At 50.2% G+C, this 13,971-nt stretch carries 5 protein-coding genes; 2 read left to right on the forward strand and 3 right to left on the reverse strand.

Annotation, left to right across the window (positions count from 1 at the left end; translation table 11 throughout):
* Nucleotides 1-8: 8 nt before the first annotated feature.
* Nucleotides 9-7,859: an Ig-like domain-containing protein gene (locus BK126_RS29195; protein WP_076314826.1), complete on the reverse strand. Its 7,851-nt coding sequence runs from the start codon at nucleotides 7,857-7,859 to the stop codon at nucleotides 9-11.
* A gap of 174 nt (nucleotides 7,860-8,033) precedes the next feature.
* A complete protein-coding gene (locus tag BK126_RS22760) occupies nucleotides 8,034-9,104 on the reverse strand; it encodes a lactonase family protein (RefSeq protein ID WP_256703006.1) in 1,071 nt (356 codons plus the stop codon).
* A 217-nt stretch (nucleotides 9,105-9,321) separates the two neighbouring features.
* Here BK126_RS22760 and BK126_RS22765 point away from each other — a divergent pair, with 217 nt between their 5' ends.
* Nucleotides 9,322-10,761, forward strand: a complete 1,440-nt coding sequence (locus tag BK126_RS22765; protein ID WP_076314828.1) for a glycoside hydrolase family 1 protein — start codon at nucleotides 9,322-9,324, stop codon at nucleotides 10,759-10,761.
* A 186-nt stretch (nucleotides 10,762-10,947) separates the two neighbouring features.
* Nucleotides 10,948-11,931 (forward strand): LacI family DNA-binding transcriptional regulator, encoded by a 984-nt coding sequence (locus BK126_RS22770; protein ID WP_076314829.1) that lies wholly within the window; start codon nucleotides 10,948-10,950, stop codon nucleotides 11,929-11,931.
* Between the two features lie 20 nt (nucleotides 11,932-11,951).
* Here the strand turns inward: BK126_RS22770 and BK126_RS22775 are convergent, their stop codons facing one another.
* Entirely contained in the window at nucleotides 11,952-13,928 is a 1,977-nt protein-coding gene (locus BK126_RS22775; protein WP_076314830.1) for an RNA polymerase sigma factor, read from the reverse strand.
* Between the last annotated feature and the right edge of the window lie 43 nt (nucleotides 13,929-13,971).

Raw genomic sequence — 13,971 nt, forward strand, 5'->3', positions numbered from 1 at the left:
ATTCTATCTTATTCCTCTCCGCCCGGAACGACTCTGATATTGACGATGACCGTATAGATCTCGCCCGAAGCAAGCGTAACGATGAACGTAATCTGATCAGGTCCGATATAATCGAGGTCCGGTATATAAGTGAAGGTGCCATTGGCATTTAACGTGACCCGTCCGTTATTCGGCGGATCCACGAGCTGTGCTGTAGACAATCGTCCAAATGAGTTCAGATCCCCGGATACAGAAGTATTCTCCTCTGTTCTTAGATCAATTAGCACCGTGTTGGATAACGCCACTACATTCACGGTCACTACATATAGATAAACTGCTCCTCTGGCATCGGTATATCGGATGGTAAACGTATCGCTGCCGATAAAGCCTGGATTTGGCGTATACGTAAACGTGCCGTCTGGACGTAGCCTTAGATTTCCATTCGCAGGCTGGCTATACACCTGATATACGGCGCCTGGTCCGCCATCAGCCGCTCCGCTTACCGGTCTGCCCTGAGGTGTCGTCAGCTGAACTTGAATGATCGTCTCTCCTCCCGTATTTGCTGAAGGGTATACAACGACGGTCACTGTTGAAACGGCTGCCCGGCCCTGGCTGTCTGTTACTGTAATCGAGAACGTATCTATACCACTAAAGCCTGGATTCGGTGTATAAATAAAGCTTCCATCCGGGTTCAGCTCCAGTGATCCGTTAGCCGGCGATTGCAGGACTGTATATGTTAATGTAAGCCCTGCTGGACTGCTGGCCAGAATCTGTCCGGTGACCGGCTGCCCCTGATTTGTTCCTATGCCGATATCAGTCGTAATCGGTCCCGCTGTAAAAGGAGGACTTTCCTGAAGCACCGTTACCATAGCAAAAGCCACTGTAAACAGTCCTGCACTGTTGGTCACGATGACAGTAAAGGTATCGGTTCCGACAAAGCCCGGATCAGGCGTGTACGTAAACGTACCGTCTGGATTGACGACCACCGTGCCATTTGATGGAGGAATGCCCAGCGAGAACGTCAGCGCGAGTCCATTCGGATCGTTCGCGATGACTGTACCACTAACCGGCTGACCCTCTGTCGTTCTTACATTCACCGGAGATGCAACTGGCGAGTCGCCGCCTACAATGACCGTAACCGGTGCAACTGCCGATATTCCTGCACTGTTCGTCACGATCACACTAAACGTATCTGTACCGGTAAAACCAGGATTCGGTGTATACGTAAACGTACCATCCGGGCTCACAACAGCCGTCCCGTTCGTCGGCGGATTCCCGAGTGTGAAGATCAGCGGCAACCCGGCGGGATCCTCTGCCGGTATAAACCCGGTAACCGGCTGCCCTGCGGCAGTCCCTACATTCACCGGAGTCGCAATGGGTACATCTTCACCTACCACGATGGTCACTCGAGAAATTCCGTTCTCCCCATACAAGTCAGACACAATAATCGGGAAGGTATCGACACCTGTAAAGCCCGGGTTTGGTGTATACGTAAACGTACCGTCCGGATTGACCACCACCGTACCGTTACTCGGCAGAGGTACATATTGAGTGTAGATCAAGGTGCTTGCTTGCGGATCGGATGCAATCACTACTCCGCTTACCGGCGTATTAATCGGGGTGGTCAAGAAAATATCAGGTGCCACCGGTGGAGCAGAGAACACGGTAATCGTCACCCTTCCGGTGGTTGAAGCTCCAAACGGGTCAGTTACAACCACGGTGAAGGTATCGGTTCCGATAAAGGCGACATCCGGAGTATACGTAAACGTCCCATCTGGATTGACTACGACCGTACCGCTCAATGGCGCCGTTCCTAGCGCATAAGTGAGCGGATTACCCTCCGGATCCACGGCTGGAATCTGTGACGTTACAGGTGTGCCGACAAGTGTGCTTGTTGCAAAATCAGATACAATGGGCGGCAGGTTCGGTATCGTAATACTGACTGTGGATACGGCAGATCCTCCTGTTCCATCCAGTACCCATACCGTAAATGAATCGGTACCGACAAAGCCGGTATTCGGGGTATAGATGAAGCTGCCGTCGGCATTCAGTACGACGGTGCCATTCGTCGGGAGAGATCCAATGACATAAGTCAGCGGATCGCCATCCGGATCTGACGCAATAATCTGTCCGTCTACACTTGTATTTGGTCCCGTTTCAATGGATTGATCCTGTGTAATCGGCGGACGACCTGTGACGGTAATCGTCACCAGGGCAATCGCCGTACCTCCAAGTCCGTCACTGACCAAAACGGTGAAGGAATCTGCCCCGACAAATCCGGTGTTTGGTGTGTACGTAAATGTACCGTCCGCATTTAAGATCACCGTTCCGCTTGATGGTGTCGAATTTAAGGTGAACGTCAGTGTATTACCGTCCGGATCACTAGCTGTCACCGCTCCTGACACAGGCGTATTCTGGATTGTTGTCAAGCTTGCACCATCTGCGGTAGGAGGCACATTGGACACAGTCACCGTCACGGTACCCACACCCGAACCGCCTGCTGAATTCACCGCCAGAACCGTGAAGCTGTCGGTACCGATAAATCCGGGATCCGGTGTATAGGTGAATGTTCCATCTGGATTGACAATAACTGAACCGTTTAGAGGTGGAGACAGCAGTGTGACCGTCATCGGCAATCCATTAGGATCTGTTACTGCTACCTGCGAAGATACAGGTATATTTCCTCCCGTAGTTATGCTCAGATCCTGCACAACAGGTGGATTAATAGAAACCTCAATCGTAATTACCCCAAAGGTGATTCCACCCCGTCCGTCACTGACCGCTACGGTGAAGAAATCGGTCCCGAAGAAGGTCGGAATGGGTGTGTAAGTGAAGGTACCATCCGGGTTAAGCAATACCGTTCCACTCGCGGGAGCTGTATCTATCACATAGCTCAGCGGATCGCCGTCCGGATCACTTGCTGTAACAACACCAGATACGGGTGAAGGCTGTACCGTACCGTATGTTGTATTGGATACAACAGGCGGACGATTGACGACTTGGATCGTGACGGTGGATACTGCCGTTCCGCCCTTCCCGTCGCTCACCAGCACAGTGAAGCTGTCAGGTCCGCTGTAACCTGTGTTCGGCGTATAGATAAACGTTCCATCCAGATTCACCTCGGCAATACCATTTGCTGCAAGTGACAGGATGCTGAAGGTCAGTGGATCGCCATCCGGATCTGTCGCTGTTACTTGCCCGGCTACCGGCGTGTTAATATTCGTCGTCAGACTTAGATCTGATGTCACCGGCGGATTGTCTGTGACGGTAACTTCAACCGAGGCAATGGCCGTGCCTCCCAATCCATCACTGACAAGGACCGTGAAGCTGTCCGGCCCTACATAACCGGTATTCGGGAAATAAGTGAACGTACCGTCAGCATTAACAACTGCCGTTCCATTCACCGGTGAACTGAGCAGTGCGAAGGTCAGCGGATTGCCTTCCGGATCGACGGCAGTGACCGCACCATTGACTGGTGTATTCTGCGGCGTCGTCACACTCGTCCCTGTCGCTACAGGCGGAGCATTGGTCACTGTAATACTCACCGTAGAGATGGCGGTGCCGCCTTTTCCGTCATCTACCAGAACGGTGAAGCTGTCTGGTCCTACATAGCCTGCATTTGGTGTATAGGTGAATGTACCGTCCGGGTTGACCACAGCTGTTCCAAAGACCGGAGCAGCATTGAGACTGAAGGTGAGCGGATCCCCGTCCGGATCGGTGGCGGTCACAGCGCCAGCCACTGGCGTGCTGTTCGGTGTACTTAGACTTACATCCTGGGTTACCGGCGGACGATCAATAATATTCACTGTAACGACGGAGGTCGCTGTTCCACCCCGTCCATCATCGACAAGCACAGAGAACGTATCTACTCCAACGACGCCCGCATTTGGTGTATAGGTAAACGTACCATCCGCAGGATTTAGCAATACGCTACCCAGTGCAGGCGGAACAGACAAGGTGTAGTTCAGCGGATTGCCGTCAGGATCGCTCGCTGGAATTTGGCCTGCAATCGGAATGTTCTGGAACGTATCCAGCGTCAGGTTGCCTGCAATCGGTGGAACGTTGCTGACGTTGACCGTAACCTGTGAATCTGAGAATACGCCGCTTGTATTCGTAACTCGGACCGTGAAGGTATCTGTCCCGGTAAAGCCTGCATTTGGTGTATAGGTAAACGTACCATCCGCCGGATTCAGCAGCACTGTACCATTCGCTGGCGGAACCAGCACGGCATAGGTCAGCGTCTGGCCTTGTGGATCAGTCGCAATGACCTGACCGAGGGCGGGGACATCCGTGGTCGTATTCAAGGTGACATCTGAGGTTACCGGCCCATCAACAGGTACACCGATCGTAACCGTGGAAGTCGCAGTACCTCCCTTGCCATCACTGACGAGCACCGAGAATGTATCTGTCCCTACAAAATTAAAATTGGGAGTATACGTGAAGCTGCCGTCTGGATTCAGTACTACTGTTCCGTTTGCTGGTGGAACAGATAAGGTATAGGTCAGCGGATCGCCATCTGGATCGGTCGCCGGAATTTGACCTGCTACCGGTGTATTGACGTTTGTTGTGAGTGTCAAATCCTGTGCTACCGGAGGCTGATCGATGACCGTGATAATGGCTGTACCGACGGCAGTGCCGCCTTTGCCATCGCTGATCAGAGCTGTGAACGAATCAGTACCCACAAATCCAGCAGCGGGGGTATACGTGAAAGTACCATCAGGATTGACAACCGCTGTTCCATTCGCTGGAGGAGACAGGAGCGTAAAGGTCAGCGGATCGCCATCCGGATCGGTGGCAAGCAGTTGTCCCGGCAGCGGTGTATTTTGCAGCGTGCTGAAATTCTGGGTCTGCCCAATCGGCGGCTGATCGATCACTGTGATGAACACCGTGGATATAGCCGTGCCGCCGAGCCCATCCGATACAAGCACCGTGAAGCTGTCTGGACCCACATAACCCGTATTCGGCGTATAAGTAAACGTTCCGTCCGGATTCACTACCACGCTTCCATTCACCGGTGCAGACAATTGGGAAAAGGTCAGCGGATCCCCGTTCGGATCGGTCGCTACAACTTGACCCCCTGCTGGCAGATTCTGCAGTGTAGATAGAGAAACATCGCTGGTTACCGGCGGCAGGTTCTGGACATTAACCGTTACCGTGCCAATAGCTGTGCCGCCAAAGCCATCAGATACGAGAACCGTGAAGGAATCCACTCCAGCAAAGCCAGGGTTCGGCGTATACGTGAACGTACCATCCGGATTCACAATTACAGATCCGTTCATTGGCAGTGAATTCAGGCTGAATGTCAGTGGATTTCCATCCGGATCGGTCGCAATGACCTGACCTCCAGCTGGTGTATTCCCTAACGTAGACAACGATAAATTCTGGACGATTGGCGGCTGATTCGTGACCATAACGGTGACAACAGAAACTGCCGTCCCTCCATTCGGGTCGCTTACCAGCACGTTAAAGTTATCTACTCCAAGGAAGCCAGGATTCGGAGTGTACGTGAACGTACCATCCGGGTTGACCACGGCTGTACCATTGGATGGAGCAGACTGCAGTGTGAAGGTCAGCGGATCCCCGTTCGGATCGGTTGCTGTAACCTGACCTTCTGCAGGCACACCTAATGTTGTCGCTATACTCAGATTACTTGTTACCGGCGGCAGATTGATTACCTCTATCGTCACGGTAGAGATGGCAGTGCCCCCGCTCGGATCAGTGACCAGCACCGTGAAGGTATCTGTACCGATGAATCCAGGATTCGGATTGTACTGGAACGTTCCGTCTGCATTCACCACTACCGTTCCATTTACTGGCGGAGCATTTAATGTAAACGTCAGTGTATCCCCATCCGGATCGGTCGCAATCACCTGACCTGTAATAAACAGATTCTCTGGCGTTATCAGATCTAGGTTCTGTGCCACGGGCGGCTGATTGAGAACGTGAACCGTGACGATTCCAATGGCTGTGCCTCCATTCGGATCGCTGACGAGATAGGTGAACGAATCATTGCCCGCAAAGCCAGGGTTCGGATTATACTGGAACGTTCCGTCTGAATTGAAGACAACCGTGCCGTTTGACGGCGATGAATTCAGACTGAACGTGAGCAGGTCTCCATTTGGATCCGTCGCTGTAACCTGACCTGTTGCAGGAACATTCTTCGTTGTGGACACATCCAGGTTATTAGCAATAGGCGGCTGATTAAGCACCGTTACTGCAATCGTTGAAACCGCTGTGCCGCCGAAGCCATCGCTGACCAATACGGTAAACGAATCGTTCCCGACGAACCCTGTGTTAGGGGTATATTGATAAGTGCCATCGGGATTGACGATTGCTGTCCCGCTTGTCGGCACCGAATTCAGTGAGAAGGTCAGTGCATCTCCGTCCGGATCGACACCTGTAACCTGACCCCCGGCGGGAATATTCTCATTGGTGACAAGAGAATAGTTCTGTGTCGTTGGCGGCCGGTTGCCGATCGAAATGCTATTGCCGTTCGATTGGGACATCCCTTGGAAAGTCGGCCCGCCCGGAAGACTTTGAAAATTGTAGGTGAGATTTGCTACGTTCGACTGCGTTGATCCTGGCGGCCTAGACACAATTTGAACCGAGTAGATAATCGTCAGCGTCTGTCCTGGAGCCACAGTGCCCAGATTGACACCGACCGTTGGATCTGCCCCCGGCTGTGTAACCCCATTCACCGAGAAGGAGCCAGGGACGAAGACGCCGGAAGCAGGAAATGTATCCTGCAGCAGCACTAAATTGGCAAAGGCCGTACCTGTATTGCCTGCGGTGAGTGTATACTGAACTACATCTCCGACCAGTGCACTGCTCACATTGGAGCTCTTACTGAACACAAAAAAAGGTGCATTGACATCGACTTGAAGCCCAAGACCATTTACAAGATAAGCATCGCCCTGAGATGTGGCCTGTATGACGGCAGAAGTCTGTGAATTGACAAGCCTGGAGGATACGTCGACATTGGTTATATCCCAGCCTTGTCTGGCACCAATGACCGCATTACCTGGCGTACTATTCAGACTGCCAAACGTTCCCCTTGTATCCAAGAGCCCCAGATTGTTGTTAATCTGTGAACCAAAAAAGTTACTGACCGGATTGTTCGGACCTGATATGGCTACAAGCGTTGCTGCTGTAGGCCCAAACCTCAGCTGATCACCTAACAGCTGAGGATCTCCCTCTCCTGCGCTGACCATCAGCCTTCCGCTTACGACACCGGTAACAGGGGTAGCGAATCCGGTAATCGTAGCCGTCGCGGCACCGAGCGCCTGGTTTACGACCTCTGCACCGACAAACACGCTCATGTTCCTTGACGGGAGGAACGGATTCTCATACACGACAGCAAGCGTCCATCCGGCAAAGTTATCATTGTTATTAGATGCTGTGACCGTCCCCGGCACCGCCCCTGTTATATAAGTACCGGCTCCCCCTTGCTGGACAAGAGCCGTTACATTCGCCGAATTGACATAATCATTCGCTGTCGGTGCGGTATTCCGCGCTGTCGCCGGATCAGGAGCAACGGAGAAGGTTCCTGCCGGCGTAGTGAATAATACGGGATTGCCAATCTGCCCAATGACGTTATTCCCCCCCGTATTATAGCTGGCTGCCCAGATCAATTCGGCATACAGCACCGTCGAACCGCTCGGCAGATCCAAAATAGCGGTTGAAGCATTCTGGGTGTAATCCAGCGTTGTGCCCAGCGGGAAATTACCGACTCGGACCGAAGTATTTAACGTGCTGAATGCTCCAATTGAGCCTGTATTTCCCTGATTATTCTGATTCGTCACCTTGTTAAGCCCCAGTGTATTTCCTGTAAAAGTCATAGCCCCGTTCATTGTTGTATTAAACCTTAATATAAAAGGCATCTTGCGCTGTCCACCCCCAAAAATAGCATAAATCCCCATACAATATATTGTTTATGACTCTGTACTATGCAGATTAATTCTGAGTAACAACAAAAAAAGACATGATCCAGATCTGGATCATGCCTCACAATAGCGATATAATTCATGGCATTTCATATTTATATAGTGAAAATGTTAACCCTTCTTACAGGGTTCAATGCATACTGGAGTAGGGATTTCGAGCTCGTACCCCGTAGGTGTAAGCCGCCCGTTTTCACTGTCTATTTTGAAGGAAACCAGATTGTCACTGTCCTGGTTTGCTGCGATCAGCAATCCACCCTCCAGCAGATTGAAGTTTCTCGGCGTCTTGCCCTCTGTACCCACACACTCTACTGCGGTAAGCTCACCACTCTCCTCATTAATATGGAACAGCGCGATTGAATCATCACCACGGTTGGATACATAGAGGAAACGACCGCAGGAGGATATGCGAATATCCGCACCTGTATTTTCTGACTGTTCTGTTTCACCCCGTGTTGAGATATGATGCGTGATCTGGAACTCTCCACGATTCTTGTTGAAGGTTAGCGCCGTAACCGTATTGTTCAGCTCATTAACGACATAAGCAAATTTCTCATTAGGATGGATCACCAAATGTCTCGGACCAGAACCGGCGGGCAGCTTCAGCTCATAATGGGTCGACAGCTTACCCTCCTGCATGCGGTACACAATGATCTGATCCAGCCCAAGGTCACACACGATAGCATACTCACCTGCCGGATCCGGTGCGATGGAATGTGCATGCGGTCCCTCCTGCCGATCTTCGCGGAAGCCCTTGCCTACATGCTCAATCTTCGCAGACATCTCCACAGGAGTGGAGGATTCATCCAGCTTATATACATTGACACTTCCACTTGAATAGTTAGCTACAAGCACATAGCTGCCGCTCTGATCCACCGAAACATAGCAAGGGTCAGCACCTTCGGTCGGTTTGCGGTCCAGAAGATGCAGCTCACTCGTCGACGGATCTATTTTATAAGTAAACAGTTCCCCTTCACCTGTCTCGCTCACCGCATACAATACTTCTCCATTCGGATGCAGCGCAAGGAAGGAGGGGCGCTCGATTCCCGATGCCTGGTTCACGATTCGCATTTCTCCGCTTTCCTTGTTCACGGCCACCAAATAAATGCCAGGGTCTGCTGCCGCAGAATAAGTCCCCGTATAGAAACAAACCTCGTCTGATTTCTTCGCTTGTGGGTTCATCATCGATCGCTCCTTATATTCAGATCATTACTGGATAGACTACCGGAATTGATATTAATCTATTAACCACATATGACTTCCATCCCTTCAAAAACAAGGCGGTTTACAAAAATTTCACGAATAGACTATTGCTCTGAAATGCATTTCATAACTTAAGATGCTTATGTAAAAGCTATGGTCAGCTGTAATCATAGACATAACTCGTAAGGAGGACATAAATATGATACATGAAAAATTACCGCCCTTCCCCGCGGACTTTCTCTGGGGCTCTGCTTCTGCTGCCTATCAGATTGAAGGCGCTTGGAATGAAGACGGCAAAGGACCTTCCGTATGGGATCTATATACCAAAATTCCAGGCACCACCTTCAAGGATACGAGCGGGGATATCGCTGTAGACCACTATCACAGATACAAGGAAGACGTACAGCTCATGGCTGAGATGGGTCTTAAATCGTACCGATTCTCGGTCAGCTGGCCAAGAATTTATCCGCATGGCACAGGTGAAGTCAACGAAGCCGGACTTGCATTCTACGACAGCCTGATTGATGAGCTGGTCGCCCACAGCATTGAGCCCGTGCTGACCCTGTATCATTGGGATGTGCCGCAGGCACTTCAAGACCGGTACGGCGGCTGGGAATCACGTGAAATTATTGAAGATTTCAACCAGTACTGCATCACCTTGTACAAAAGATTCGGAGACCGTGTAAAATACTGGGTGTCCCTTAACGAACAGAATCATAATACCAATCATGCGTACATGCTTGGCATGCATCCACCCGCGGTGAAGGACCGCAAACGCTTCTATGAGGCCAACCATATTATGTTCCTTGCAAATGCCCAGGCCATCGCCTCCTTCCGCAAGCATGTGCCTGACGGCAAGATTGGACCCAGCTTTGCCTATACTCCTTCCTATCCGGCTTCGAGTTCACCAGAAGACATGCTGGCATATGAGAATGCAGAGGAGTTCACAAGCTATTGGTGGCTTGATGTATATTGCCGGGGTGAATATCCCAGCATTCCTTACCGCCACTTGAAACAGCAGGGACTCGCTCCTGTGTTTGAGGAAGGAGATCAGGAGCTGTTAAAACAGGGGATGCCTGATTTTGTCGGTGTCAATTATTATCAGACGATTACGTACGAGCATAATCCGCTGCATGGCGGTGTCTCTTCAGGCAAAATGAACAATACCGGCCAGAAAGGCAGCAATGAATCAACCGGAATTCCAGGTCTATACAAGACAGCAAACAATCCTCATGTTGAAAAATCGAACTGGGACTGGAATATCGATCCCATCGGTCTTCGTATCGGTATGCGCCGAATTACGAGCCGCTATGATCTTCCCATCTTTATTACGGAGAACGGTCTTGGCGAGTTCGACAAGCTGGAGTCCGAAGACCAGGTTCATGATGAATACCGGATCGCCTACCTTAAGTCCCATCTTCATCAGTGCAAGCAGGCGATCGCTGACGGGGTGGAGCTGATTGGCTATTGCAGCTGGTCCTTCACGGATCTGCTCAGCTGGCTGAACGGCTATCAGAAGAGATACGGCTTCGTCTACGTGAACCAGGATGAGGAAGGCGGGAAGGATCTTCGCCGTATCAAGAAAGACAGCTACTTCTGGTACCAGGATGTTATTAAGACGAACGGAGAAAACATCTAGGTTGTTTGGATTTGGATCCTCTGAAATTTCTGGATTCACTAGATTGACTATGTGTTGTGTGCTATATGCAACAACGCTTCTTCTAAGCCCCTTGGCCCCTTCCAAAGGGGCTTTTTTGCGCAAGCATTTCGTGATTAACAGTGTACACGGGTATAATGTCGTTAGATCAGGAGGTGTAACGTTTAAATGGCCAATATTAAATCCATTGCCAAGCTCGCTGGCGTATCTGTAACTACCGTGTCCCGCGTGCTGAACAATCATCCATACGTCAATGAAGCAACTCGCCAGAAAGTACAGCACATTATGGAGAAGGAAGGATACAGGCCGAATTCGAGTGCGGTGCATTTGATTAAAGGTCATACAGATCGTGTCGGGGTCATCGTCCCGAACAGTCATCCCTATTTTCAAGCGATATTGTCAGGCGTTATGGATGAAGCTGCTAAATCCGGCTATGGAACGCTGCTATACCAATCTCGGTATGAGACACAAGAAGAGCATAAAGCACTTCAGCTGCTATCCACTAAACAGATTGACGGTCTCCTCTTCTGCTCCCGTGCACTTGAGCTTGAAGCTATTGCCGCTTACGCCAAGTATGGCCCGATCGTTACTTGTGAGTATACAGAGAATGAGCAAATTGCGGCTGTCTATACCGATCATTATGAAGCCTTTCAAAAAGGAATGCAGTACCTGATTCAGCACAGTCATAGGGCCATCGGTTATTGCGTGGGACGAGCGGACAGTGCAAGCAGCCAGGCCAGGTATCTTGCTTATAAGACCTTGCTTCATGAGCATGGGGAAGTCTTGCATCCGGAATGGATATTTACCAATTGTACAGAGATTAAAGACGGAATCCGTGTCATTGATACTCTCATGAAGATGGAGGAACGCCCCACCGCCCTGCTCGTTACAGGCGATGAAGCGGCAGCCGGTGTCATCCTGAGAGCTCAAGCCCTCGGGCTTCGCATTCCCGAGGATCTTGCCATTATCGGCTTCGACAATCTCCCGATCTCCGAAGCACTTGGTCTTACGACCATTGACCAGCATCTGCAGGAGATCGGAAGAGAAGCCTTTCGCACGTTCTATAACAGCAGGAATGTGGAAGTGAAGGATATTGCGCGTAGTTCCAAGACCGTCATCCCTTTTGAATTAGTTGAAAGATCCAGCGTCTAATCACGGTAGCTTCATAGCGTCTAATCCTGTGGATTTATAATGAGGGGAACTGAAATACGACCTTCCAGCGGATCATAATTCGCTAGGTTATTGTCCGCACTCCGTTGATCCTGGTCCAGTATTGAGAAGTAAAATGTAAGCGGCTGTTCATAATCTAGATCAGGAATCATCATGTTGACGTTATCACCATCAAATATATTACTAATTGCTGTATACACCTGACCTGCCGCATCCGTATAATAATCCGAAATCTCATATTGAATTCCTTCCCAAACAGGAAATTGGATCGTGTGAAATAACGTATCTATTTCAGGGTCGGCATAGGTAACCCCGAAGGACTCAGGCTCCATCCCTTTAGGATACTGGACAAGATTAAGATTATTTAGATCAATAACAAAAGGAGTCTCCAAGCTGAACAGCTCCTCATCTAAGGTAAGCTGGAGTTCTTCATATGAATCCTCATAATAGATGGATGGAAAGATCAGATCATCCCCTGCAATCTCCACTACTCTGCTTCCGGACCTCGAATTCTCTCTTACCCGGTCCAGACGAACATTCTTCAGACTCTCTATCCCTTTCTCATTGTGAATATCAGGCTTCATCTTCACCCTCGTGTAGTCCGAGCTGATTGTCAGCCCGGTAATATGGTAGGTCTGGCCTTCAATCGTAAAGCTCTCATCAAGCGCGATCTCTTTGGCCGGCTGCTCGACCTCATGAGGATAGTCTGTTTCCAACATGACGGTATGCGCCTCATCCCCCTGCACCTCAACTTCGAACTGGAGCAAGGCTCCTTCCGTAGAAACCGTGGGATTGGTTCGAACAAACGTAACAAAACCTTTCTCAGCCTTCTCTGTCTCTTCGAGAACCATCTGATTCTGCAAATAACCTAACAGCAGCAAAGTCGAGCGCTCCAAAATGGATCCATCCACGATCGAAGTGGAGACCTCGGGCTCTCTCTTTTCCAGCGTATACATTAACAATGTTTCTCTCCCATAATCGATCGCTCCGTCAATGATCAGCCGGGATCCATCATCTAATTTCATTGCATATCCGAGCTTCTTGTAATCACCATCCGCAACCCGTGATCTGTAATCCCCATCGCTGCTCGCAGTACTATAGATTAAGCTCTCGTCCGGAACGACCCTTGTGCCGGAAAGATTAAGAGACGCGTGGGTCTCCTTTTCGCGGAAAGGATTAAGCACAATGATAGCAAGGACAACTACACCAAGCGATACACCAAGGGTCCAAGCCCATATCTTCTTGTTCCTGTGCCTCGGGAGGACACCTTGCCCAGCATGGAGCAGTCCCTTCTGTACTGCTGCGTCTGCATCGTTACTCATTTCCACTGAGCTCAAGTATTCTTTTTCCTTGGAAAAATGTTTGCGGATAAAAGACGAGACCGCTGTAGTTTCACCTTCCCCCATCTCTTTGGCCACAGCATTCAGCATCTCATCAAGCCGTCTAGAAGTCGTCTTCTCCGTTCTTGATATGTATTTTGCTATCTCTGCTATAGGTTGTTCTGCAATATAATTCAGCAGGAATACGACACTCTGTTCAAAGCTCATCTGGCTGATAAGTGTCTCCATCAAGTCGGCTCGGTTGCTGCGCATTACTTGAATATGCTCACCCGCTACAGCCGAGTCACCCAGCTTATTTGAGCTAGGTGTAAGATCATCAGGTTCCCCCACTGCAGCGGATGGTTCTATTGCAGCATCAGCTCCACCTGCCCTCCTCAACCTTTTGGCATGGAGCATCATATTATGAAACAAGGCAGTCACGAGATCCTCTCGCTGCTTCCCTGCTTTGACCTGATGCCAGGTGATGGACACCGTGGCCGATACGAGTGCATCCGCGGTGCTCCTGCTTCGAGAGATAGCGTAGGCCACGATAAACAAACTTGCAGCATGACGCTTCAAGAGGTGCTTATAAGCATCGAAATCCCCACTAAACGCCATTTTCTCTAAATCCCGATCATTCATCTCATCAAAACTTTGCACCGTATCACCTCTTTTTCCAAATCGGATCAAAGCCTGGGGGTGT

It is taken from the genome of Paenibacillus sp. FSL H7-0326, from assembly GCF_001955535.1.
GTDB classification, from domain to species: Bacteria; Bacillota; Bacilli; order Paenibacillales; family Paenibacillaceae; genus Paenibacillus; species Paenibacillus shunpengii.